Annotated in this window: 22 protein-coding genes; 9 read left to right on the top strand and 13 right to left on the bottom strand. The window is 72.8% G+C overall.

Annotated features, from left to right (window positions below; all coding sequences use genetic code 11):
* The coding region (locus ACZ4QV_RS21530; RefSeq protein WP_467763260.1) for a glycosyltransferase at positions 1–496 on the top strand (496 nt) is incomplete at its 5' end.
* A gap of 165 nt (positions 497–661) precedes the next feature.
* Here the strand turns inward: ACZ4QV_RS21530 and ACZ4QV_RS21525 are convergent.
* Positions 662–940 (bottom strand): DUF6355 family natural product biosynthesis protein, encoded by a 279-nt coding sequence (locus ACZ4QV_RS21525; RefSeq protein ID WP_361150240.1) that lies wholly within the window; start codon positions 938–940, stop codon positions 662–664.
* 327 nt (positions 941–1267) lie between these two features.
* Between ACZ4QV_RS21525 and ACZ4QV_RS21520 the strand changes: the two genes are divergently transcribed.
* Together ACZ4QV_RS21520 and ACZ4QV_RS21515 are read left to right on the top strand one after the other, a co-directional pair.
* Entirely contained in the window at positions 1268–1696 is a 429-nt protein-coding gene (locus ACZ4QV_RS21520) for a nuclear transport factor 2 family protein (RefSeq protein ID WP_361638032.1), read from the top strand.
* 225 nt (positions 1697–1921) lie between these two features.
* Positions 1922–3274, top strand: coding sequence for a S1 family peptidase (locus ACZ4QV_RS21515; protein WP_361638034.1), 1353 nt, complete (start codon positions 1922–1924; stop codon positions 3272–3274).
* 370 nt (positions 3275–3644) lie between these two features.
* Here ACZ4QV_RS21515 and ACZ4QV_RS21510 read toward each other — a convergent pair whose 3' ends face one another.
* Entirely contained in the window at positions 3645–4586 is a 942-nt protein-coding gene (locus tag ACZ4QV_RS21510) for an NAD(P)H-binding protein (protein WP_361638036.1), read from the bottom strand.
* Positions 4587–4701: 115 nt separating this feature from the next.
* Here ACZ4QV_RS21510 and ACZ4QV_RS21505 point away from each other — a divergent pair, with 115 nt between their 5' ends.
* The gene (locus ACZ4QV_RS21505; protein ID WP_361588553.1) at positions 4702–5277 is read left to right on the top strand and encodes a TetR/AcrR family transcriptional regulator; all 576 of its coding nucleotides are present in this window, start codon (positions 4702–4704) and stop codon (positions 5275–5277) included.
* Between the two features lie 57 nt (positions 5278–5334).
* Here the strand turns inward: ACZ4QV_RS21505 and ACZ4QV_RS21500 are convergent, their stop codons facing one another.
* The 5 genes from ACZ4QV_RS21500 to ACZ4QV_RS21480 form a co-directional block, all read right to left on the bottom strand.
* Positions 5335–6690 (bottom strand): M20 metallopeptidase family protein, encoded by a 1356-nt coding sequence (locus ACZ4QV_RS21500; RefSeq protein WP_361638038.1) that lies wholly within the window; start codon positions 6688–6690, stop codon positions 5335–5337.
* Positions 6691–6831: 141 nt separating this feature from the next.
* Positions 6832–8130, bottom strand: a complete 1299-nt coding sequence (locus ACZ4QV_RS21495; RefSeq protein ID WP_467763259.1) for a benzoate/H(+) symporter BenE family transporter — start codon at positions 8128–8130, stop codon at positions 6832–6834.
* A complete protein-coding gene (locus tag ACZ4QV_RS21490; RefSeq protein ID WP_361150255.1) occupies positions 8127–8525 on the bottom strand; it encodes a PLP-dependent transferase in 399 nt (132 codons plus the stop codon). Before ACZ4QV_RS21490 ends, ACZ4QV_RS21495 begins: the two co-directional genes overlap by 4 nt.
* A gap of 75 nt (positions 8526–8600) precedes the next feature.
* The gene (gene sbnB, locus ACZ4QV_RS21485) at positions 8601–9602 is read right to left on the bottom strand and encodes a 2,3-diaminopropionate biosynthesis protein SbnB (RefSeq protein ID WP_361588548.1); all 1002 of its coding nucleotides are present in this window, start codon (positions 9600–9602) and stop codon (positions 8601–8603) included.
* A gap of 279 nt (positions 9603–9881) precedes the next feature.
* The gene (locus ACZ4QV_RS21480; RefSeq protein ID WP_467763258.1) at positions 9882–12218 is read right to left on the bottom strand and encodes an ATP-binding protein; all 2337 of its coding nucleotides are present in this window, start codon (positions 12216–12218) and stop codon (positions 9882–9884) included.
* A gap of 184 nt (positions 12219–12402) precedes the next feature.
* Between ACZ4QV_RS21480 and ACZ4QV_RS21475 the strand changes: the two genes are divergently transcribed.
* Complete coding sequence (locus ACZ4QV_RS21475; RefSeq protein WP_361638042.1) at positions 12403–12630, top strand: hypothetical protein; 228 nt, start codon at positions 12403–12405, stop codon at positions 12628–12630.
* Between the two features lie 132 nt (positions 12631–12762).
* On the opposite strand, the gene ACZ4QV_RS21470 is transcribed toward ACZ4QV_RS21475, so the two are convergent.
* From ACZ4QV_RS21470 to ACZ4QV_RS21455, 4 genes are all read right to left on the bottom strand, one after another.
* A complete protein-coding gene (locus tag ACZ4QV_RS21470) occupies positions 12763–13671 on the bottom strand; it encodes a glycoside hydrolase family 19 protein (RefSeq protein ID WP_467763257.1) in 909 nt (302 codons plus the stop codon).
* A 232-nt stretch (positions 13672–13903) separates the two neighbouring features.
* Positions 13904–14167: a hypothetical protein gene (locus tag ACZ4QV_RS21465; protein WP_361150266.1), complete on the bottom strand. Its 264-nt coding sequence runs from the start codon at positions 14165–14167 to the stop codon at positions 13904–13906.
* A gap of 39 nt (positions 14168–14206) precedes the next feature.
* Complete coding sequence (locus ACZ4QV_RS21460) at positions 14207–14905, bottom strand: TNT domain-containing protein (protein ID WP_361588542.1); 699 nt, start codon at positions 14903–14905, stop codon at positions 14207–14209.
* Positions 14906–15109: 204 nt separating this feature from the next.
* Complete coding sequence (locus ACZ4QV_RS21455) at positions 15110–17596, bottom strand: PP2C family protein-serine/threonine phosphatase (protein WP_467763256.1); 2487 nt, start codon at positions 17594–17596, stop codon at positions 15110–15112.
* Positions 17597–18107: 511 nt separating this feature from the next.
* Between ACZ4QV_RS21455 and ACZ4QV_RS21450 the strand changes: the two genes are divergently transcribed.
* Both ACZ4QV_RS21450 and ACZ4QV_RS21445 read left to right on the top strand, forming a co-directional pair.
* The gene (locus ACZ4QV_RS21450; RefSeq protein WP_361150275.1) at positions 18108–19160 is read left to right on the top strand and encodes an NAD(P)-dependent alcohol dehydrogenase; all 1053 of its coding nucleotides are present in this window, start codon (positions 18108–18110) and stop codon (positions 19158–19160) included.
* A 31-nt stretch (positions 19161–19191) separates the two neighbouring features.
* Positions 19192–20007, top strand: coding sequence for a DeoR/GlpR family DNA-binding transcription regulator (locus ACZ4QV_RS21445; protein ID WP_361150277.1), 816 nt, complete (start codon positions 19192–19194; stop codon positions 20005–20007).
* Between the two features lie 54 nt (positions 20008–20061).
* Here ACZ4QV_RS21445 and ACZ4QV_RS21440 read toward each other — a convergent pair whose 3' ends face one another.
* Positions 20062–20400, bottom strand: a complete 339-nt coding sequence (locus ACZ4QV_RS21440) for a hypothetical protein (RefSeq protein WP_361150279.1) — start codon at positions 20398–20400, stop codon at positions 20062–20064.
* A gap of 218 nt (positions 20401–20618) precedes the next feature.
* Between ACZ4QV_RS21440 and ACZ4QV_RS21435 the strand changes: the two genes are divergently transcribed.
* Together ACZ4QV_RS21435 and ACZ4QV_RS21430 are read left to right on the top strand one after the other, a co-directional pair.
* Positions 20619–20759: a lasso RiPP family leader peptide-containing protein gene (locus ACZ4QV_RS21435; protein WP_361150282.1), complete on the top strand. Its 141-nt coding sequence runs from the start codon at positions 20619–20621 to the stop codon at positions 20757–20759.
* Between the two features lie 6 nt (positions 20760–20765).
* Positions 20766–22592 (top strand): asparagine synthase-related protein, encoded by a 1827-nt coding sequence (locus tag ACZ4QV_RS21430; protein ID WP_361150285.1) that lies wholly within the window; start codon positions 20766–20768, stop codon positions 22590–22592.
* Positions 22593–22631: 39 nt separating this feature from the next.
* Here ACZ4QV_RS21430 and ACZ4QV_RS21425 read toward each other — a convergent pair whose 3' ends face one another.
* Positions 22632–23543: a trypsin-like peptidase domain-containing protein gene (locus ACZ4QV_RS21425; protein ID WP_361588537.1), complete on the bottom strand. Its 912-nt coding sequence runs from the start codon at positions 23541–23543 to the stop codon at positions 22632–22634.
* Positions 23544–24073: the final 530 nt, after the last annotated feature.

Genomic DNA, 24073 nt, shown 5'->3' with positions numbered 1-24073 from the left:
GGGCGTCGACCTGCTGCTGGAAGCCTGGGCCCAGATCGCCGCCCGCCACCCCCGATGGACCCTGCGCCTGTACGGGGCCGGCGAGGAGGAAGCCGCCCTGCGCCGGCAGAGCACCCAGCTGGGCATCGACGCCAGCGTCGCCTTCATGGGCCGCACCCACGACGTGCCCGGCGCGCTGCGCGAGGCGTCGGTGTTCGTCCTCAGCTCCCGCGGCGAAGGCTTCCCGCTGGCCCCCATGGAGGCGATGGCCACCGCCGTGCCGTGCGTGGCCTTCGACGTCGCCCCGGGCGTACGCGAAATCATCCGCCACGGCGAGGACGGCCTGCTCGCCCCGCCCGGCAACACCAGCGAACTCGCCCGCCACCTCGACACCCTCATCAGCGACCAGACCCTGCGCGACCGCATGGGCGAAACCGCCCGCACCAACATCCAGCGCTACGCCACCGACGAAATCGTCCAGCGCTGGGAGGACCTCTTCACCTTCCTCCAACGGTGAAGTCCCTGCCATGCTGAAACGTTTCGGAGGCCGACCTCCGAGGGCTGATCCCCGGAGGTCGGACCCCGGAGGCTGAACCGTGCCCCTGGCAGCGTCCACCAGCTTGTGTGCGGCGGACGCTGCCAGGGGGCTCATCGGCCTGCGCGAGTAGCCCCTGGGAACGGATCAGCAGGTGCGGCCCACGTAGTGCGCGCCGTCGATCTTGCCGGCGGAGCCGAGCCAGGTGACCCCGGGGCCCACACAGCGCTCGTAGTTGGGGCCGAACACCTCCACTTCGATGATCACGCGCGAGCCGTCGCTCGTGCAGTGGTTGTAGTACGCGTCCCTCGAAGTCTCGTAGAAGCCGCAGGGATTGGCGGACGCGCCGGGAGCGCCCGCGACGGACATGCCGAGGGCGAGGGCCGTGGTGCCGAGAATCGCCAGCAGAGAACGGCGAAGGCTCATGTGCATGACTCCTTGTCGAGGTAGGGGGATGCCGAGCTTCCGGTGCCGGGCGAGGGTCGCCTCGGCACGAGGAGAGCGTCGCTTCGGCCACCCGGGACCGTCAGGCCGTCTCACTCGTACGGGGATCGGAAACCACCGGTTCGAGTGCTGAGACGGATCGCGTGAGTTCGACGGGTGCGGGAGCGGTGGCCAACGGCTCAATGACGGCGCTGCTCTCCTTCACCCCGCACTAATCAAGGTTGACTAGCTGGCCCGTCAGGCGTACTTTCCTTCTGCGTGGCCCCGTGCGGTGGGTGCGCGTCCGAGATCGACCGAGGGGAACTGCGCGTGACCTTTCTGCCCGACACCGGCTACGTACCGACCGACGAGGACCGTGCGAGCCTGGACGCCTGGTTCGCGAAGTACGACGCGCGGAGCGCCGAGCGCGACATCGAGGCCATGGCCGGCATGGCGGTGTTCCCGCTCAACCTGGTGAGCGACGACTCGGCCGGCGAGGGCCGTTCGGCACAGTGGGACCGGGAGCAGTTCGTCGCGACGATGACCCAGGTGATGGGCGAGGGGGACGAGGGCATCACCTTCGACTCCACCCGGACGCCGGTCTTCCTCTCGCCCTCGATGGCCGTGGTCTTCACGGACTCGACCATGACCCAGGAGGGCCGGAGCCGGCAGCTGCGGTACGCCGACATTCTGATCCGGCGGGACGGGACGTGGGCGTTCCAGACCATGATCCAGGGCGGCTGGGGCGACAATCTCTGAACCCGGCCCGGTCGCGGTACGGCGCGCGAGCGGGGCAGTGTAAGGGGGCGGCGCGCCGGGCGGGCGGAATTCATCGCGTTGCGAGGAGCGCTGAGTCGGTACCTCTGTGTCCTCCGTAGAACTGGGTGCCCACCGTGCACGGGGGCCCCTGCGCCACCACGGCGTACGTCCCCGTGTGCTCCCCCTGTGGCCCAGCTGGAGGTCAGAGAAGTGAGCCACCGATACGTGAGCGAGAGCCATCGGCATGTGAACAAGCGGACCGGCGTCCTCGTCGGCGGCGCGGCAACAGCCCTCGTCGCGGCGGCGATCGTGCTGCCGCAGGCCAACGCGAGCGCGGAACGGCCAGCGCCGCCGCGGACCTTCTCCGCCGAGTCGGCCGCGCGGGCCGCCTCGTCCCTGAAGGCGGAACTCGGTGCCGACCGGACGGCGGGCTGGTATCTCGATGCCGGGAAGGGGCGGCTCGTGATGAACGTCCTGTCGGCGGACGACGCCGGAAAGGTCGAAGCGGAGGGCGCCGTGGCACGCGTCGTGCGCAACAGCACGAGCGAACTTCAGGCGGCCACGCGCGCCTTGCGTGCCACGGTGGCCATCCCCGGGACCGCGTGGTCCATCGATCCCAGGACCAACCAGGTCTCGGTCGTCGCCGACCGTACGGTCACCGGTGCGGAACTCGCCGCTCTCACCGAAGCCGTCGAAAAGGCGGGCGGCGGTGGCATGGCGAGGATCAAACGGTCGGCGGGGGAGTTCCGGCGGTATCACGGCGGGGGCAGCGGCTCGGAGGCGGCGACGAGCACCGGTGGCTCGGACGGCTCCGGCGAATCGGGCGACGACTCGGGCCGCTCCGGCGGACCGGACAGTCCCGGCGGCTCGGACGGCTCAGACGGTTCGGCAGGCTCCGGCGGCTCCGGTGGCGACTCGGCCGGACAAGGCGAGGGGAGTACGGGGGCCCTGCCCGTGGGAGGGAGCGCCATCTTCGGTGGCAACGCGCGCTGTTCGCTGGGATTCAACGTCACCGTTCAAGGCGCTCCGGCCTTCCTGACCGCGGGGCACTGCGGCAAGGGCAGCGCGACCTGGACGGCCGACCAGGCGGGAGCGCAGCCGCTGGGTACGGTGGCCGACGCCCGGTTCCCCGAGAGCGACTTCGCCCTGGTGACCTACGACGACCCGGCCGCCAGGCCGGACAGCGCGGTGGACCTGCAGAACGGCGGCACCCGGCAGATGTCCCGGGCGGCGGAAGCCGCCGTGGGGATGCGCGTACAGCGCTCCGGCAGTACGACGGGGCTGTCGGACGGGACCGTCACCGGCCTGGACGCCACGGTGAACTACGGCAACGGCGACATCGTCAACGGGCTGATACAGACGGACGTGTGCGCCGAACCCGGGGACAGCGGCGGGCCGATGTTCTCCGGCGACGCGGCCGTGGGGCTGACCTCCGGCGGCAGCGGCGACTGCACACGGGGCGGCGAGACCTTCTTCCAGCCGGTCACCACGGCGCTCGAAGCGACCGGCGCCGAGATAGGAGCGGGCGACGGCGGCGACACGGGCAGCGACGGGGCGGGCCGGCCGGCAGGGCGGTAGTTCGCCGCTCGTCTTGGCCGCCCGGTGCGGGGTGCCTGGTCTGGAATCTCGGTTCGCCCGTCCGGGCCCTGGGGACCTCATGGTCGGAAAGCCGGTATCGGCCGCTGGCGGGGTCCCGCCCGCACCGACCGCCCGTGACTTCGCGGAACGGTTGGTGGCGAGCCGCGTTCCGGGGGAGCCCGCGTACTCCGCCCTGACCGCTGACACGTGCTTCGCGGGTGCCGAACCGCGGCGGCCCGCCCGGCGGCCGTACCGGCGGCCACACCGCCGCCGCACCCCCGGGATTCGGCGTTCCGGAGGCGGCAGCCCTGGTCACCCATGCCGCGGGGGAGTCTGCCGGGCGACGACGACCTGAGCGTCGCGCGGGTCCTCACCGACGCCGAGGCGTACCGCATGTACCGGTTCCAGGCCCGTGGAGCCGCGCGCGAGCAGGCGCTCCGTCCACCGCACCGGCCTGTGCCAGCTCCTCCTGCGCGTACGTGAGGAAGCTGCGCGGGGGACGGCCGGTGACGCGCTCGACGGTGTCGGTGGTGCGGTCCTCCGAGCCTTCGGCGACGGACCGGTCCAAGTCGGCCAGCAGCGTGGCGAATTCCCCAGGGACGCCGGCGGCGGTCAGTCGGTCGTGGAACTGCTCGTGGCCGAGCCGCCGGTGGATCACCGTCCGCCCCGTCACGCGCGTGAGAACGGCGGCGACCGTGTCGTAACTCAGCGCCTCCGGGCCGGTGATGACCAGGTCGGTGCAGGGAGCGCTCCGGTCGGTGAGGGCATGGGCGGCGACCGCCGCTATGTCGGCCGCGTCGACGAACCCGACGCGGCCGTCGCCGGTCGCGGTCGCGATGACCCCGTCCTCGCGGATGCTCCGCGCGTGTACATGGTCGCCGCCGAAGTTCTGCATGAACCATGACGGCCGCAGGACGGCCCACTCGTCGAAGAGGCCGGGCAGCGCGTCGTGCACCCGGCCGACGGCAGGGCCGCCCCGGTCGATGGCCGAGGAGCTGAGCAGCACCACGCGCCGGACCCCGGCCGCGCGGGCCCGGTCGAGGAAGGGCAGCACGACGGCGGCCGGGTCGCGGTCCCCGACGGGAGGCACGAGGTGGAGCCCGTCCGCGCCGCGCAGGGCTTCGGCGTGCGTGGCCGGGTCGTACCAGTCGAATCGGACGGGCCGGGCGCCGTCCATCGGTGTCGCGCGGCGGCTCGCGGCCCGGACCTCGCAGCCGAGCGCGGTCAGCCGGGCCACGAGGCGGCTGCCGGTGGTGCCGGTGGCCCCGGTGAGCAGGACGCTGGCGTCGGGCCGGGTTACGGAACCGGGCATGGACGGCCCCTTCCTCCTACGATGTGGACCACGGGTCCGGTTAGCTGGACGGGACAACAATACGGACCGGCAGTCCGCTTTGTAAACGGGTGCCGTAACGACCGAAGGAGAGGCCGTGACCGTACGCAAGGAGCGCGTGGACGCCGCACGCAACCGGGAGGCCGTGCTCGCCGCCGCCGACGCCCTCTTCGCCCGCAGCGACAGTCCGCGCGGCGTGTCCATGGACGATGTCGCGGCCGCCGCCGGGGTCGGCAAGGGCACCCTCTTCCGCCGGTTCGGCGACCGCACCGGCCTGATCCGCGCGCTCGTCGAGGCACGGATCGAACCGCTGCGCCAGGCCGTCGAGAGCGGGCCGGCACCGCTCGGCCCCGCCACGCCGCCGCACGAACGGGTACCGGCCCTGCTCGACGCCGTCCTCGGCTTCAAGCTGGCCAACCGGCACCTGGCCCTCGCGCTGGAGGAAGCAGGCAGCGGCAGCCCGTACCAGGCAGAGCACTACCAGTGGTGGCACGCCACCCTCCGGCGGACACTGGACGGTCTGCCGGGCGTCGACAGCAGCTTCACCGCGCACGCCCTGCTGGCCGCCACCCGCGCCGACCTCGTCGAGCACCTGGCCGGCACGGAAGGCATGACGGCCGAACGGATGCGGGGGCGCGTCGCGGCGTACGCGAAGCAGGTGCTCGGCCGATAGGGGGAGGTCGGGCCGCGCACCGGCAGCCGTACGCCGCCGTGCGCAGCCGTACGCCGCCTACGCCGACAGGTAGGACAGAGCCACCGCGCCGTGCACGGCGGCGCCGACGGCGAGGGCCTCTTCGTCGTGCACGACGCGGCGGGAATGGTTGTCGGGTGCCTGGCCCGCGGTCTGTCCCGGCGGGCAGGCGCCGAGGAACGCCATGGCTCCGGGCACCCGTTCCAGGACGAAGGCGAAGTCCTCGGCGGCCATGATCGGGTGGGGTAGCAGCCGGACCCGCCCGGGACCGAGGAGTTCCGTCGCCGCACGGGTGACCAGGTCGGTGAAGCCGGGGTCGTTGACCACCACCGGCGTGACGTCCGGCAGCTCCACGTCGGCGGTCAGACCGTGCGCCGCAGCCACGCCGTCGGCCACCCGGACGATGCCGTCGCGGACCTTCTTGCGGGTGGCGTCGGACAGGGTGCGGAAGGTGCCGGCGATCTCCGCCGTGTCGGGAATGATGTTGGACGCCGTACCGGCGGTGACGCGGGTGACCGTGAGGACCGCCGGTTCGAAGACATTGACCGTACGGGTCACCATCGTCTGCAACGCCTGGACGATCTCGCAGGCCACCGGCACGGGATCGAGGCCCCGCTGCGGCGCGGCGGCGTGCGCGCCCCGGCCGTGGACGGTGATGGCCAGCATGTCGGCGGCGGCGGACTGCGGTCCGGGCCGCAGGTGGACGGTGCCGGACGGGTGCCGGGTGGTGATGTGCAGGGCGAACGCCGCGTCCACCGTCCCGCCGTCCGGCGTCTCCAGCACGCCTTCCTCGATCATCGGCTGCGCGCCCCCGCAGACCTCCTCCGCGGGCTGGAACATGAACACCACCCGGCCCGCCAGCCGTTCCCTGCGGGTGGCGAGCAGGCGGGCGGCGCCGAGCAGCATCGCGGTGTGCGTGTCGTGCCCGCAGGCGTGCATGACGCCCGGCGTCAGGGAGGCGAAGTCGAGCCCGGTCTCCTCGGTCTGCGGCAGGGCGTCCATGTCGGCGCGGAGCAGGATCGTCCGCCCCGGCCGGGCGCCGGTCAGTGTGGCGGTGACGGAGGTGAGGCGGTCGCCCGTGGTGACGGCCAGCGGCAGGCCGGACAGTTCGCGCAGCACGGTCCGCTGGGTGCGGGGCAGCGTGGCCCCCAGTTCCGGTGCGCGGTGGATCTCGCGGCGTACGGCGGTGATCCGCGGCAGCAGCCGCCGGGCGTCCCGGAGGAGCGTGCCGTAGGTGCTGTCTCCCTGAGGCCCGCCGTCGTCTTCCTCGGGCCCGCTCCGGTCTCTCCGCGGCCCGCTCCGGTCTCGATCGTGCCCGCTCCGGTCTCCCTGGGGCCCGCCGTTGTCCGCCCTGGGACCGCTGTCGTCTTCCTCGGGCCCGCTGTCGTCTGCCATGGGCCCATCATGAGATCGCGGCACCCGTAGGGCCAGAGGGCGCGCCCTGGTTCCGGCCGAAGCGCCGCGGGGCGGGGAGCGGCCTCCGACGGCGGTACGCGAGCCGCCCGTCATCCGGCCCGCGCACCGCCCCCCCGGAGATCAGGCCGCCGCGCCCTCCCGGGAACGCAGCCGCGTGAGAATCAGGTGCGCCACGACGCCGAACACCAGCCCCCAGAAGGCCGAACCGATGCCCGCGACGGTCACCCCGGACGCGGTGGCGAGGAACGTGATCAGGGCCGCCTCGCGGTCCTTCTCCTCCTTGACCGCGGCGGTCAGTCCGCCGGCCAGGGCGCCGAAGAGCGCGACACCGGCCACCGCGGCGACCAGCTCCTTGGGCAGCCCGGCGAACAGCACGACGAGCGTCGACCCGAACGCGCCGATCAGGAGGTAGAAGAAACCGCAGGAGACACCGGCCACGTACCGGCGGCGCGGGTCGCGGTGCGCCTCGGGGCCGGTGCAGATCGCCGCGGTGATCGCGGCGAGGTTGATCGCGTGCGACCCGAACGGCGCCAGGGCCGTGGACGCCAGCCCGGTCGAGCCGATGAGCAGCCGGTCGTCGGGCCGGTAGCCGGACGCGCTGAGCACGGCCATGCCGGGCGCGTTCTGCGACGCCAGGGTGGCCAGGATCAGCGGTACGGCGATGCCGATGAGCGAGCCGGCCGAGAACGACGGCGCGGTGAACACCGGTTGGGCCGGCCCGACATGGTCGATGTGGATGTCCAGCCGCGAGGTGACCGCGCTGAACAGCACACCGGCGGCCAGCGCCAGCAGTACCGCGTACCGCGCGACGAAGCGCTTGCCCAGCAGGTACGCCACCAGGACCGCGCCGGCGATCCACGGTGCGGTCTTCAGCGACGTGAACACCCCGGTGCCGAAGGAGAACAGGATGCCCGCGAGCATCGCCGACACCACGGCCGTCGGAATCTGCCGCATCAGCCGCCCGAACACCCCGGTCAGCCCGACGAGCGTGATGACGACCCCGGTGACGAGGAAGGCACCGACGGCTTCGGCGTACGAGTACGCGCCCAGGCTGGTGACCAGGAGCGCCGCACCCGGGGTCGAGAAGGCCGTGATGACCGGCATCCGGGTGCGCAGGCTGAGCGCGATGCAGGTGACGCCGCTGCCGATGGATATGGCCCACACCCAGGAACTGGTCTGTCCCTGGTCCAGATGCCCGGCGTGGGCGGCCGCCAGCACGATGACCAGTGGCCCGGAGTACGACACGACGACGGCCACGAAGCCGGCCAGCACGGCCGACAGCGAGACGTCGTGGAACAGGCCCCGCCGTGGCTGCGGCGAGCCGTCCGCCGGCGAGCCCTCCGCGGAGGGACCGACCGGCGGCTCCGGCGGGGGAGCGGTGCCGGCCGGCTGGATGTTGCTCGTGGTGTCCGAACTCAACGGTCTTCCTTTGCGGCGCGTTCCAGTGCCTGTTCCAGGTCGGCCACGAGATCGGTCACATCCTCCGGACCGACGGACAGGCGGATCTTGTCCTTGGGGGACGTGCTGCCCGGCCCCTCGAAGGGGCAGCGGTGTTCCACCGGGCTCTCCACCCCGCCCAAGGACGTGACCCGGGTGAAGAGGTCGCAGTTCTCTGCCGTGCGCAGGGAACGCTGCCAGTCTCCGTTGACGTGCAGGGACAGCATGCCACCGAAGCCGCCGTGCAACTGCCGGGTCGCGATCATGTGGCCGGGATCGGTCGGCGGCCCCGGGTACGCGACCCGGCTGACGTGCGAATGATCGGCGAAGTGCGCGGCCGGCGCCTGTGCCGTGGCCGATATCAGCCGGGTGTGCACCGGCGTCGGTACGGTGTGGTCACGGCAGACAGCGCCCCGGCGCGGTGCGCGACCTCCGAGCAGGCCGCCCGGGGGTCACCAACGGCGGGTCTCCCCGAAGAAGTCCGGCACACTGACGGCCGTACCGTCGGCGCGTGCCTGCTGGAGGACGTACGCGCCCACGGCCAGGTCCAGGACGCCGAGGCCGAACGGCGAGAAGATCACCGGACGGTCCGCGGTGAGCCGCACCTCCTCGTCCAGCACCCCGGCCAGTGTCCCGGACACGAACTCGCGGTTGCCGGTGAGCTGCTCGGCCAGGTGGGGCGAGGTGTCGGCCTTCATGCAGTGCTCGACGTCGTCGAAGACGTTCTGCGCGCCCAGCACCACTTCGGGTGCGAGGTCGCGCAGCGAGATGTTCAGCACCACCTGACCGGCGCCGAACGGCCGGTGCACGTACGGCTCCAGGGCGGTCGTCGCGAACACCACCGTCTCCGCCTCCAGCGCGGCCCCCAGGTCGCCGGTGACGGCCGCGGGGCGCCGCTGGGTGTCGCGCACATGCGCGGCGAGTGCCTGCGCCGACGGTTCGTGCAGGTCGTGGACGAGGTAGGCGTCCGGTGCGCAGCCCGCGGCCTGCAGGTAGTCGCAGATGTTCCGGGCGATGACACCGCCGCCGACCACGGCGATCCGGCTGCCCCCGTACCCGCCCGGCCGCAGCGCTGTCGCCGCCACGGCAGCGGAGGCCGCGGTCCTGGCCGCGCTGATGTGCGCCGCCTCCAGGACCGCGACGGGGTAGCCGGTGCGGTAGTCGTTGAGGACGAGTACGGCCGAAGCACGAGGAACTCCGTTCTCGGTGTTCCGCGGGAAGCTGGATATCCATTTGAGGCCGGCCAGCTCCACATCCGCCCCGATGAAGGCGGGCAGCGCGATGATGCGGGAATCCGGCTTCTCGGGAAACCGCAGGAAACAACTGTCCGGGTTGACCGTCTGGCCGGCCTCGTGGCTGCGGTACGTACGGGCGACGATGTCGAGGACGTCACCGCGCCGGCTCCGCAGCGTGTTGAGTACGGCGTCACCCGGCACCACGTCGAAAGTGAACATACTGACTGTCCTGTTCTCAGGCGCGCGCCTGGTCCGTTTCCGATTCCGGGGCGACGAGGCGCGGCCGGCGACCGGCCGCCCACGCGTCGTCGCAGATGCTCTTCACATACCGCTTCCCGAAGTCGGGGGCGAGGACCGCGAGGACACTGCCCGCCGGAATGCCCTTCGCCGCTTTCCGTACGGCGGCGTGTGCTCAGACCGGGAAGGGGCCGGCGGGTCGCCGAGCACACAGGTCACGCACTTCTTCCGCTGTCCGGCACACGGAAGGAGCCGTCCGGCCTATGCGTGCGGAAGGCCGTCGGGAGGACGCGGCGGGTTGTCCGGCGGACGCGCCTCACCCGGCTCCCGCTCGCCCTCCCGCTCCCGCTCGATCAGCTCGGACAACTGGCCTTGCAGGCGCCTGGCCTCGCCCGACCGGTGCTGACTGCGGTACAGCTCCAGCGCCTGCTCCCACGCCTCACGGGCCTGGCCGGGCCGGCCCAGGGCGGCGTGCGCCTGGCCGATGCCGTGCAGCAACACGGCTTCGTGGTAGGTGTTGCCGATGTCGCGCAGGAGACGGAGGGCCTGCCGGCCGTGCTCCAGGACGTCGGCATACCGGCCCGTGCACAGTCCCAGGTAGGCGAAGACGCCCAGCGACAGCGCCTCACCGTTGCGGTTGCCGTGGCCACGGTGCAGCAGCAGGCCCTTCTCGCAGTACGCCCGCGCCTGCTCGAAGTGGCCCAACTGCGCGGAGTACCACGCCGACTGGTTGAAGCCGCGGGCCTCCCACTCCTGGTCCTCCAGCGCCTGGAACAGCGCGAGGGAACGCGTGGCGTGATCCAGCGCGGACCGGGCCTCCCCCTGCTGCCCCCAGGCCCACGCGAGGACGCGGTGGGTGTGTGCCTGGCTCGGCACGTCGTCGGTACGTTCGGCGAGGGCGAGCGTCCGGTGAAGACGCTCCACCGCCTCGGCATGCCGGCCCATCAGGGCACACGCTTCGGCGAGCAGGCGGTGCGCCGGAGCCTGGGCGGCCTCGTCCCCCAGATGCCGCGCGGCCTCCAGCCCGTCGCCCGCGACGGTGACCTGATGGGCGAGCAGCCCGCGCCGCCAGTGGTAGGTGTGCAGCGTCGGCGCCAACTGCCACACGGCCCGGTGCCAACGCCGCTCGACGGCCAGCCGCTGCGCGGCCATCAAGCAGGAGTGTTCGGCGTCCAGCCACTCCAGTGCCCTGGTCTCGTCCGGCAGCGGTTGCGGGCGGCAGCCCGGCCGGGGCGGGGCCGGCGCCACCGACTCGCGGTGCGGATCGAGCACCTGGTCACCGGCGTAGGCCGTGTGCAGGTAGAAGTCCACCAGCCGCCGCAACGCGTCGTCACGGCTGTCCGCCGCCTGGTGGTCGTGGGCCTGTTCGGACGCGTAGAGGCGGATCAGGTCGTGCATCCGGTAGCGGCCCGGGGACGGCTGCGACACCAGGTGCGCGGTCTCCAGCTCCCGCAGCAGCGCGCGGGTCCGGGCCACGGGCAGCCCGGCGAGCGAGGCCGCGGCCGGCAGGCCGATGTCCGGCCCCGGCGCCAGCCCCACCAGTCCGAGCAGGACGGCCGCCTCGGCAGTCAGCGCGTCGTACGAGGACGAGAACGCCGCCCGCAGGTTCAGCGGGATCTCACCGGCGTCCAGCTCGTCGAGCCGGGTGGTGTGGTCGCGCAGTTCCTCGGCGAGCAGACGCAGGGGGAAGCCGGGGTGGGCGGTGGCGCGGGCGGCCACGATGCTCAGCGCCAGCGGCAGTCCGCCACAGCACTCCAGGAACGCGTCCACCGCCTCCGGCTCCGCGGCGACCCGCGCAGCGCCCAGGTGACCGACCAGCAACTGGCGGGCCTCGGCCGCGGGGAGCACGTCCAGGTCCAGCGGACGGGCGCCGTGGGTGGTGACCAGGCCGGCCAGTTGACGGCGGCTGGTCACGAGCACCGTACAGGCCGAATCCCCCGGCAGCAGCGGGGCCACGTGCGGGGTGTCACGGGCGTTGTCCAGCACGATCAGCAGACGCCGGCCGGCTACCAGGCTCCGGTACAGCCCCACCTGCGCGTCGAGGTCCGCCGGTATTCCGGCCGGGTCCACGCCGAGGGCGCCGAGGAATCCGCGTACCGCCTCCGTCGCCGACACCGGCTCGCCTACGGGGGTGAACCCCCGCAGGTCGACGAAGAGCTGGCCGTCGGGGAACCGGTCGAGGTGCCGGTGCGCCCAGTGCAGCGCCAGCCAGGTCTTCCCGATGCCCCCGGCGCCGCCGAGCGCCGAGATCGTGACCGTGGCGCCGGCCTCCGTCGCGTCGTCCAGCGCGGCCGTGAGCGCGGCCAGTTCCGCGGCCCGGCCGGTGAAAACCCGCGGCGCGGCGGGCAACTGGTGCGGCACCACCGGGCGCGCGCGCCCGGCGTGCAGGTGCACCCCGCCGTGCACCACCCCGGCCTGCACGACGTGGCCCTCGACCGGCGCTGACACCTCGTTGCGCACGTCCGCTCCGAGCAGCTCGCGGCCCTGGCTGTTCCGTTCCGTCGTCACCGCCTCCAACTCCCGCTCCGACCTCCGGACCCGGCGGTCCGGCTCGTCGAGTGTCCCGCGCCAGCGGAACCGGTGACGGGAGCCGGGCACAGCTCCACTCCCGCGAGTGAAGATCGGTTCGGCGGACGGTCGGGCCGGGCTGCCCGCCGGACGAAATCCGGCCGAAAGCGCCTCAGCCCCGCGTGAGCCGCGCCACCTCGGCGCCGTACTGCATCGCCTTGGCTGACAACGGTCCACCATGGCGATCTCCCGTACCCCGGGAGGACAATGCAGCATGACCGAACGGCGTGGTACGCCTTGGTACGGCGGGCTGCTGCCCGGCTCCGACAAGTCGCTGTCCCCGGTCCGCGAAGCGCGCCTCCGGGAAGAGGGCGAGGCAATGGTCCGAGAAGGCGCCCTTGCCGTCGAAGAGACGCGGGCGGTGATGGGCGATCTCCTGGTGGAGCTCGGTCGCCTGAGCCCTCTGGTCGCCTTGATGGACGTGGATGACCGGGACGGCTAGAAACGTGACGCCCGGTTGCCGGGCAGGTGCTGCTGAGGCCGGCCCCGGATCGACGTCACACCGCCGAGGTGCGCGATCCGGGGCCGGCTCCCTTGTGCGGACTCGGCCGCTCAGCCCGCCGGAGGCGGGAGGTCAGCAGGTCAGGTTGCCGCCCGTGGACGTGCCCAGGATCTGGGTGAACTTCTTGAAGCTGTCGACCCGGCTCTGGACCTGGCCGGGGTTGTTGCCGTTGCACTCCAGGCTGCCGTTGATGCTGCGGATCGTCTCGCCGAAGCCGCGGTCGTTGACGATCGCGTCGTGCGGCGTCATCGTGCCCGGGCCGCGCTGGGTGTTCCAGTACCAGAGGCCGGTCTTCCAGGCGACGGCCGAGTCCGTCTGGACCAGGTTCGGGTTGCGCAGCAGGTCGATGCCGAGCGCGTCGCCCGCCGCCTTGTAGTTGAAGTTCCAGCTGAGCTGGATCGGCCCGCGACCGTAGTAGGCCGCCTGGCCTGCCGGACAGCCGTAGGGCTGGTTGCGGTCGCAGTAGTGCGGGTAGTTGGCGGTGTTCTGCTCCACGACGTGGACCAGGCCACCCGTCTCGTGGCTGACGTTGGCGAGGAAGGCGGCGGCCTCGCGCTTCTTGATGGTGTCACTGCCCGTGTTGGCGAACCCGGGGTAGGCGCTCAGGGCGGCCTTCAGACCGTTGTACGTGTAGAACGGGTTTCTGTTCGGGAACATCTGGTTGAACTGCGCCTCGCTCACCACGAAGCCGGACGGGTTGGTGCCGCCACCGCAGTTGTACGGCTCCCAGAACCAGGTGCTGATGACCGGGTCGTAGCCCGGGTTGTCGTGGGTGGCGCGGTAGTACTGACCGTTCGTGTACTTGACGATGTCTCCGGTGCGGTACGCCTTGCCGGCGGTCCAGATGGAGAAGTTGCAGCTCGCGGCGGGTGCCGCGGGGCCGGAGGAGGGGGCTGCGGTGGCCGTGGGCGCAGCGACGGTGAGAGTCGCGGCACAGGCGGCGGCGGAGAGCACGGCGGCTATACGCTGCTTGAGCAACATGTGATCACTCCTCGGTGCGGCAGGGCCGCGTTCGGTCGGCGCCGGACGGTCCGGCGCACGACGTGGACCACGGACCGCGCTCTGATTCGCAAGCGCGATCACAGGTCGGTTGGTACTCAACTCGCTTGGTCTGTACCAGTCAAGATGGCAGAGGTCCAGATTCCGGATCGGACAGCAAGCGGTCACCGGCTCGGGCGAAACGGGCAGGACGGGCGCCCGACCGGTGGCGCGGTCAGGTGAGCAGACGGAACAATTCGGCGCAGGCCGCCGCTTCGGTCGGGTGGCGGCTGATGACGTGATGGGCTCCGCGTTCGTACGCTCCGGTCTCCCACGCGCCGTCCGGTGCCTGGCGCAGGAACAGGAAGTCCGGGGGCGTGGGCACCGGTTCGTGTACGCCTTCGATGCGGTAGTGGCCGTCGGCGACCCCTGCCGCGCGCAGCGCGGTGCGCACCGCCTGCCGGTCCGGGGGAGAGCCCTTGCCCAAGGAGTCAGTCATGCTGGGCACTTCACCACGGTGTTCCTGCCGCCCTGGCGTTCAGGTGGCGGCCCGGGTGAGGAAGCCGTGCTCGACGAGCCACTTCACGTTCAGCCGCTGCCCCTGACCGGGGTCCAGGAACACCGCGTCCAGTTTGATCTGCTGTCCGCCGCCGGGCTGCTCGAACCACGGAGCGATGCTGCCCTGCCACACCCAGAACGGCTTCGCGACCTTGTAGACGTGGTAGTCGCAAGGCGCCGCGGGCTCGCGCGTGTTGAGGTTCTGCGGCGGCAGGGAGCGCTCGGCGTACGCGTCGCCCGCCGGTGCCAGGAAACCGCCGAACTCGGAGCCGAACCGGTCCAGCCGCTGGCCCGGGCGCAGCTTCGCGGGTTCCTTGTCGACCGTGCCGTTGACCTCGCCGAAGCCGTCGTTGGGCGGGTACTTCCAGCCGCCCGTGTCCGCCGGCCCTTCCCAGTACTTCTTCAAGAAGGCCGGGGCCGGGAGCTTCCCGGTCCTCCGGTAGCCCTTGAGCAGCGGGCCCACGGGAGCCTGCTGCTTGCCGGGCAGCCACTTCGGCCCGAGCCGGGCGTCGCCGTGGTACGTCCCCGTGCAGGGCTCGGGCCGGTGCCGTGACGCCGCGACCGTTGTCGTGGCGGCCCGGTCGTCCGGCTGTGGCGCGGCGCTCGCGGCGGGCGCCGCCAGCAGACCGGCGGCGAGGCCGAGAGCGGCGCACAGGGTGCGTATGCGGTTCGGGTTCATGCGGGGGTTCCTTCACGCGCTGATGATCCACCAGGACGGTCCGCAGAGTAGACGTACCGTCTCGGCAGGTGTCATGGGCGCGTCGCCTTCCGGCCAGGGGCGGGTTCCGCCGCGGTTACCGGCCCGCTCCGTCGCCATGTCGTGTTCCGCCCCGCGGCCGTGGTCGTGGCCGTCCGCGTGGCTCTCGGCGGCGGCCATCGTCCCTCAGCTCCCCACGTGCAGCACGATGACGCAGGTGTCGTCCTCCGGATTGGTGTGCAGGACGGACAGCAGGGTTTCCAAATGCTCCTCAGGGCTGCCGGCGGCACCTCGGCGCGCGGTGGCCAGCAGCAGGTCCTCGCGGTCGCCGGCCCGGTCGGCGCGGCGCTCCACCAAGCCGTCCGTGTAGAGGATCAGGCGATCGCCGGGGGCCAGGGTGAGCGTCTTGCAGACATAGCCGGGATCGAGGCTGGCACCGAGGGTGGTTCCGTCGGCGTTGACCAGTTCGGTGGCCCGTCCGCCGCGTACGAGCACGGGCGGCGGGTGACCGGCGCGGGCCCAGGACAGCGTTCGCCGTACCGGGTCGAAGTGACCGACGGCGGCGGTCGCCGCCAGCGACTCGTCGTGGCCGTGGAAGGCGACGAGGTTGAGGCATTCGAGGACGCGCGCCGCGTCGGCACCGGTGTACGCGATCCCGAGCAGCGCGTTGCGCAACTGCGCCATCCCGGCGGCGGCCTGGAGCCCGTGCCCGAGCACGTCGCCGATGGCGATCAGCACCCGGCCGTCGGGCAGCGGCGTGGCCTCGAACCAGTCACCGCCCACGCGGGCGCAGTTCTCGGCGGGCTGGTAGCGGATGGCCGCCCGCAGGCCCGGCAGGGCGGTGTGGGCCCGCGGCAGCAGGGCCAGTTGCAGTTCCTCCGCCATCCGTAGCTGCCGGCGTTCGGCCTCCCGCCGGGAGGCGTCCAGCGCCGCCTCCACCCGCCGGACGCGGGAGACGTCCTGGACGACCCCGCGCAGCGCCACCGGGTTGCCGAGACTGTCGCGGACCAGCTCGGCGTTGACGCTCACGTGGCGCAGCCTGCCGGCCGCACGCGTACGGACCTCGAACCACACCGGGCCGTGGTCGCGGGAGAGCGACTGCACGGCCCGGACGACGGCGGGCAGGTCGTCCTCGACGACGTACCCGGAGAGCGCGCCGAGCGACAACGGGCCGCTGCCCGGGGTCAGGCCGAAGATGTCGTACATCCGCCGCGACCAGGTGGCCTCGCCGGTGGCCAGGTTCCACTCCGCCCAGCCGAGGTCGGCCAGCCGCTCGGCGTCGTCGACACGGGCCGTCAGCCGTGCCTGCTCGTCGTGGAACTGCCAGCTCACCAGCAGTCCGCCGCCCACCCGCCGGGCACGCACGCTCAGCAGGGCCGGATGCAGGACGCCCCGCCGCGGCTCCTCGTAAGGGAACGGGTCACGGTCCAGCGGCTCTCCGGTCTCCAGGACCGTCACACAGGCGTCGAAGATGCCCGAGGGGAGCATGCCGGGAAAGACGTCGAGCAGGCGGCTGCCGGTGATCTGCTCGGGGGTACGGCCCAGGAGGCCGGTGGCGTGCGCGTTGCAGCGGTCGACGGTGAACTCGACCACCCGGCCGAGCGGGCCGCGTACCGGGAAGAGCAGCGCCGCCGGTACGGGGACGGCGTCGAGGGCCGCGCCCAGCCAGGCCGCCCGCACGTCGTCGTCCGGCAGCCCCAGGGCGGCCAGTCCGCGCAGCCGCTGCCCGGCGCAGTCGGTCAGCGCCTCCAGCCGCGCCCGGGCCGCGAGGGCCGGTGGCGCGGAGCCCGGCCGGATGATGCTGACGACGCAGACCAGGGCGTTGGTATTGGCGCTGGTGCTGGTGCCCGTTCCTGTGGCGGTGGCAGTGTCGGTGTCGGATTTCCGGTCTTCGGCGGCGGGGCGGGGCGCGTCCGGCGCGTCGCTCCTGGCCGAGATCCAGGTCAGCGCCCGGCCGCCGGCTTCGTCGTCGAGCCACACCTGTTGGTCCGTCCCGGCCGAGCGGGCCAGCGCGAGGATGTGGCACAGGGGCACCTGCGACCAGTCACCGTCGGCCCGCGCGGCCGGGCCGGCGGCTCCGCTCATCCGGAGCACGCCTTCCATGTCGAGGACGGCCAGCAGTGCCGCCGTGGCGCCCGAGGGTTCGGCCCGTTCGTAGAGCCGCTGCGCCAGTTCGACCGGACTGGCGGCGGTGGTCAGTTCCACGGCGCCGTCGAGCGGGCCGGGGCCGGGGCTGCCGGGGCCGAGATCGGGATCGGAGCCGAGATCGGGGTCGGCGGCGTGCGGGACCGTTTCGGCGCGGACGTCGGCCCTGGACGGCCGCAGGGCGCGGAGCTCCTCGCCGCCGGTCAGGCTTCCGGCGCCGCGCACCGTTCCGGCGGAGGCCGGTGAGCCGGTCCCCGAGGCACCGGGAACGGCTCCGGCACCGGAGCGCTCCGGGACGGGCGCATGCAGACCGGGAACGCCCATCCCGGCGACGCCCGCCTCCGCGACCACCGGGACACGAGCGGCCCCTTCCCGCGCCCCCGCCTCGCGTACCACCTCTCCGGCCGCGGGAGCCCCCAGCAGCCCGAGCAGCCCGCTCGCGCAGGTACGGGCCTGCGTCGCGTCGCACCCGAGATGTCCGACGAGGAGTTCCGCGAGGCGCGCGGCACTCGGCGCGGCCCCGGGCACCGGCCCGCTCCCCCGTGGGGGACCGCCTTCCTCCGGCCGGGAACCGGCAACGCCGCTGTCGCACCGGACCATGGCACCTCGTCGCCTCTTCGAAGGCACCCGCGCCCGCCCCGCGGTTGCCGCGGACGACGCACGGAAGGCGCACGCACGCGACCGGCCGGAGGAGCCTGCCTCATGACGGCTGATATCTAACAGCGCCCACCCGATCACCGTGAGAAGTGGCCGGTAATGGCCCATGCCTTTGCCGTACTGCCTCCGAGAGCAAGAAGGCGATCGGTCACTGACCGATACCGACCGGTCCGCCACGACGCCGGTAGCGGCTACCGGGACGCCGGGTACCTGGGGCGGCAGCCCGGGAGCGGGGGACGAGGCACCGGGTGCGAGCCGGTTCACACGCCCCCCGCCCGCGCCTCTTCACGCATTTTGTGTTAACAATGCAGAAGACTTCTGCTAAGAATGCTGTCACCATCATCCGCGCGATGCCGTCCGCCGACCCCCGAGGAACGCGCCCATGCCCGCTCCGCTGCCCACCCACGTACCCGCGACCATGCGCGCCGCCGTACTGCACGCGCCGAAGGACCTGCGGATCGAGGAGCGGCCCGTGCCGGTCCCCGGGCCGGGGCAGGTGCTGGTCCGCGTCGAAGCCGTCGGCATCTGCGGCTCCGACGTGCACTACTACGAGCACGGACGGATCGGTGACTTCGTCGTCCGCGCCCCGATGGTGCTCGGCCACGAACCCGGCGGCACCGTCGTCGCCCTCGGCCCCGGCGCCGCCCTGCGCCGGCCGGGACAGCGGGTGTCGCTCGAACCCGGCATCCCGTGCGGCACCTGTACGCAGTGCCGCCACGGCCGCTACAACCTGTGCCCCGAGGTGTCCTTCTACGCGACGCCGCCGGTCGACGGCGCCCTGTGCGAGTACGTCGTCATCGACGAGCACTTCGCCCACCCGGTCCCGGAGACGCTGACCGCCGAGACCGCGGCCCTGCTGGAGCCGCTCTCCGTCGGCGTGTGGGCGGCGCGCAAGGGGCGGGTCGGCACCGGTTCGCGGGTGCTGGTCACCGGTGCCGGGCCGATCGGTCTGATCGCCGTGCAGACGGCCCGCGCCTTCGGTGCCACCGAGGTCGTCGTCACCGACATCGCACCCGAACGCCTCGACCTGGCCCGTGAGTTGGGTGCCACCGGCACCGTCGACGTACGGTCCGCCCGGCTCGCCGACACCGGGTACGTCCCCGACGTGCTCCTGGAGTGCTCCGGTGTCCCGGCCGTCGCCGACGAGGGGATCCGGACCGTCGGCCGGGCCGGCCGCGCGGTGCTGGTGGGGATGGGCGGGGACACCGTGCCGCTGCCCCTCGCCCATGTGCAGAACTTCGAGATCGAGGTCACCGGCACCTTCCGGTACGCCAACACCTGGCCCGCCGCCATCGCCCTGGCCGCCTCGGGCGACGTGAAGCTGGACCGGCTGGTCTCCCACCGGTACGGCCTGGAGCAGGCGGAACAGGCCCTCACCGCGGCCGCCCGTGACCGTACGACGATCAAGCCCGTGGTGTGTCCGCTGCCGAGCTGACCGCCGCGGGCGCGGAGGGAAGGAACGCCGGATGCCCGCCAAGGCACGGCTGTCGCAGGCCGCCGTCGAACAGCGGCGGCAGGACGTCCTGCGGTACGTCGCCGACCACGGCGCCCTGCGCATCGACGCGCTCGCCGACCGCTTCGGCGTCAGCCTGATGACGATGCACCGCGACCTGGACGACCTCGCCGGACGCCTGCTGCTCCGTAAGGAGCGGGGCCGGGCCGTCGCCTTCCCCGCGCTGACCATGGAGACCGCCACCCGCTTCCGGGAGAGCGTCGGCCTGGCGGCCAAGACGGCGCTGTGCGCGGCGGTGGCCGACCAAATCACGCCGGGCAGCACCCTGCTGATGGACGACTCCACCACGCTCTATCCGCTGGCCGGGATGCTGGCCCGGCGGGGCCTGGACCGGGCCGCGCGGCTCACCGTGGTCACCAACTCCGTCGGCCTGGCGCAGCGCCTGGGCGGGGAACCCGGCGTGGACGTCACGCTGCTCGGCGGCCGGTACCAGAGCGAGTTCAACTCCTGTACCGGCCCGGAGGTCACCCGTGACCTCGCCCGGCTCCACGCCGACCTGGTGCTGATGTCCGCCACCGCCGTCCTCGACGGGCGTCTGTTCCATCCGCTGCGGGAGTACGTCGAGGTCAAGGAAGCCATGCTGGCGGCCGCCGGCCGAGCCGCCCTGGTGGTGGACAGTTCCAAGATGGGCAAGCGGGCCACGTACGAGTACGGCACCGCCGCCCGCTACGGAACGGTCGTCACCGACAGCGCGGCCCCCGCCGCGGAACTCGCGGCCCTGCGGGCCACCGGTGCCGCCGTCCAGGTCGTCGAACCCGGCCCGGAGTGACACCGGGCCCGGCCGGACGCGCCGGACGCGCCGGACGCGTCGAACTCAGAGGACTCAGCTGCCGTCCGGGGGGAGAGCGGCGACCGTGTCGAGGAGGCGGTTGACGTCGGCCAGGGCCTCCCGGCCGGTGTCGGAGTCACGCTGAGCGGGGTCGTCCAGGACGTCGGCGGTACAGGCCAGGAGCTGGTACATGGCGCCGATGGGCTTCAGCCCCCAGGAAGCGCTGAGCAGGATGTGGGTGATGACGGGGGCGGTGAGCCGGCCGCCGTTGTCGTCCCGGGCGAGCACCAGGGCCAGGGCCAGGTTGCGGTCGGCGTCGTCCGGCTGCCACGGCCCGCCGAGGTCGCGGGCGAGGGTGGTGGCCTGGGACCGGATGTCGGATGCCGCGTTCATGGTCCGACGGTGCCACACCGCACCCCGCTTCCGGCGGGGGCGCCACCGGGCCCGGCGCGCGCGTTTCGCATGCGCCCCCGGCTGCGTCACTCCGCCGGGTGAAGACGGCCGCCGTCCGGCGTACGGTGCTGCGGTGTTGGGCAGTCCCTGGGCGCGCAGGGCCCGGCGGTCCCGAAGCGGTCGGGAAGCCGGAGCCGCCGCGCGGAGAGGGGAGCACTGTGGAAGCGGACACCGGGTACGAGCCGCCCGTGGTGACGGAGCTCGGCGACTTCGCCGAGCTGACGCTCGGTTCGAACGTCGGCGTGTTCTTCGAGGGCGGCTACGCGCCCTGGTACTGGCAGATTCCGCCGACGGGCTGACCGGTCTTGACCGACGACGTGTGGTTCGCGGTCCTCCCCGACGGCGAGAACGGACTGGCCGCGGCGAGCGTGCTGCGGTCCGGCGCGACCGAGGTGGTCTCCCACCACTCCGGCCGCCCGTGGCTGGTGGGCAGTTGGCCCGCCGGCCAGTTCACGGCCGCCGCGGTGGGGACGGCACGGATGGCGGTGATCGGGCGGTGCCCGGTCACCGCCGACGCGCTGACGGACCGGCTGCGCCGGGTCCGGGACATCACCGGCGCCGAGGGCGCGCTCGCCGGGCTGACGGGAAGCTTCCACGCGGTGCTCTCCGCGGGCGGCCGGGTCCGGGTACGCGGCAGCGCCTCGGCCGTCCGCCGGGTCTTCCACGCCCGGGTCGGCGGGGTGACGGTGGCGGCGAGCCGGGCCGACATCCTGGCGTCGGCATGCGGCGCGCCCGTGGACGAACGGCAGTTGGCGCTCCGCCTGCTGGCGTCTCCGCCTCCGTACCCGCTCGCCGACGGCGGCTGCCTGTGGCGCGGGGTCCGCTCCGTACCCGATGGCCACGGCCTGCTGCTGGAGGCGGACGGACGGGCCACCGCCCGGCGGTGGTGGACCCCGCCGGACCCCGAACTCCCGCTCACGCGGGGAGCGGAAGCGGTACGGCAGGCACTGACCGCCGCGGTGGACTCCTGCACCGCTGCACACAAGACCGTCAGCTCGGACCTCTCCGGCGGGATGGACTCCACGAGCCTGTGCTTCCTCGCCGCGCGCGGCCCCGCCCGGCTGGTCACCTTCCGTTGGGAGAGCGTCGATCCGGCGAATGACGACGCCGCCTGGGCCGCGCGGGCGACCGCCCGGCTCCCCGGCGCCGAGCACGTACTGCCCGGCCGCGCCGGCGCGCCCCTGTGGTTCAGCGGCATGGGCAGCCTGGACGGGGCCGGGGACGAACCGGGCGTCTGGGTCAGGGACAGCGCCAAACTCACCACACTCGCCGGGCTGATGACCGCGCGCGGGTCGGCGCTGCACCTCTCGGGCGGCGGCGGGGACGAACTGTTCGCCGCCCTTCCGCCGTACTTGCACGACGCCCTGCGCAGCCACCCGAGGACCGTACCGGGACGTGTACGCAGACAGCGGGCGGCCCGGCCCCAGCCCCTGCTGCCGCTGCTGCGCGGGCTGGCGGACCGCAGCACCTTCAGCCGATGGCTGGCCGCCTGGGCCGACCACCTCGTCCCCGACCCGGCGAAGCCGCCGCCCGCGCGCTTCACGTCCGGCACGGCCTGGGGGACGTTCTCGGCCATGCCGCCGTGGGCCACTCCGGCAGCGGTCGGCGCGGCCCGGTCCGTCCTGCGCGAAGCGGCCGCAGGCGCCCCCGAGGCGCTCGCGACGCAGCGGGGCCAGCACGCCGCGCTGGCCGGGGTGCAGATGTGCGGCCGCGCGTTCCGGCAGGTCGACCAGGCCGCGACCGGACTGGGACTCCCGTACGCCGCGCCCTTCCTGGACGACAACGTGATCGAGGCCGCGCTGTCCGTACGGACCGCCGACCGCGGCGCCCCCGACCGCTACAAGCCGGTCCTCGCCACCGCCATGCGGGGCATCGTCCCCGACGATCTGCTGGCGCGGTCCACGAAGGGCGAGTACACCGCCGACTTCTACTTCGCCCTGCGCCGCAACCGTGCCGCCCTCGCCGAGCTGTTCAACGAGTCGCGGCTGGCCCGCGCCGGGCTCCTGGACACCGCGGCCCTCGCGGCCGGCCTGGCCCGGCCGCACCTGCCGCCGGACGTGATGCGCGCCCTGGACAACACCCTGGCCTGCGAGGTCTGGCTGCGTCACGCGATCAGACCGCCCGGCGGGTGACCGCACCGGCGGGCACCCGAGGCACCCGCCGGTCCGGGGTCACGGCTTGGGCAGGACGCAGCCCGGCCGTCCGAGGTCGAGCTTGTTGCCGGTGCCGAAGCACTTGGGTATCTCGTACGTCTCCTGGGCGTAGCCGATGCCCCGGCGAACGCTCACCTGGCCGTTGGCGTCCACCTCGCACGGGTTGTTCATCGTGCAGCGCTGCCCGCTCTCATTGATCGTGTTGTTGACGGCCGCCACCTTGCCGGAGGCGACGTCGACCACCGGCGACCCGGAGGTGCCGCCGATGACCTTGCACGGGGCGGTGTAGCGGACCGAGTCCTTCCAGGTCCAGTCGCCCTCCTTCAGCCGGTACGCGAAACCGTCCACGTTGCAGTTGTAGGTCTTCTTCCAGTAACCGGAGACGACGCTGATCGCGGCGCCCTTCACGGGGTGCGTGGTGGCCATGTCCAGCGCCTTGATGCCGAAGCGCTGCTTGATCTGGGCGTAGGTGGAGGAGAGTTCGTAGATCGAGACGTCGGTGTCGGTCATCGTGCCGTATGCGATCTTGGTGGCGCGTACCGTGCCGAGGTTGCCGGCCGAGGCGCTGAGCACGGTGAAACTGCGGCTGGACGGGCGGTCGACGACGACCTCGCCCGCACCGGGCATCCCGGTCTCCAGACAGTGGCCGTTGGACATGACCAGGGCCGGGTCGTTGTCCGCAGAGGTGGGCATCCGCACGATCGACCCCGAGCAGTTGCTGAGGGCCACCGTGCCGGCGAAGGACACCGCCCGGGGAGCCGCCGCATCGGCTCCGGTGAGCGTGACGTCCGTCGTGCGCTGGAGCGAAGGCGTCGCCGTGTGCCCGGCGGCGTCCGAGGGCGTGGCAGCACCGGCGGTTCCGGCGGTGCCCACGAGGGCGGCGGTACCCAGGACGGCCGTGGCCAGGGCACCGACGAGAGGGCTTCTCATGTGGGGGTCCTCTCAGAATCCGTGGCCGAAGTTCCTTCGGCTTTGACGTGCGCATTGTTGGGGCAACGGAGGCTGCTGGCAACAACTTCGCCGTAACCGGCGGAAAGTTGTTCGGATCTGCCGGGACGGGCGGGACGGCCGGGAGCGGGGCGAGAGCCGGGGTCCGTACACCGGCGTACGCGCCGCCACTGCGACTCCCGTCGGTCCGCCCCGGGCTCCCTCGCCTGCGGACCGAAACGGGACCGAACCCCCGAACCCGATGCTTCCCGAATCCGAACGGTTGGCTCCCGACGCGCATTCTCATGCGTTTCTCACAAACGCGGGCCGCTTCGCCCTGGTACACCTAGGCGATACCCGGTTGACCTGCACCACAGCCGAAGTTCAGGAAGTCCGCCGACGTTGTGGACATGGGGCAGGTGAGGTGTCGTACGCTAAACTCCGCGATCCGTTCGCGCATTTTCCGCTGTTTACCGTAAAACTCGGACAGATTGCCGCCGCACCGTCGTTAAGGACCCGGATGCTTTACGCCG

The organism is Streptomyces sp. NPDC026394 (assembly GCF_055567735.1).
Note: the sequence above shows the minus strand (reverse complement) of the source record. Positions and strands in the feature narration are given on the sequence as shown.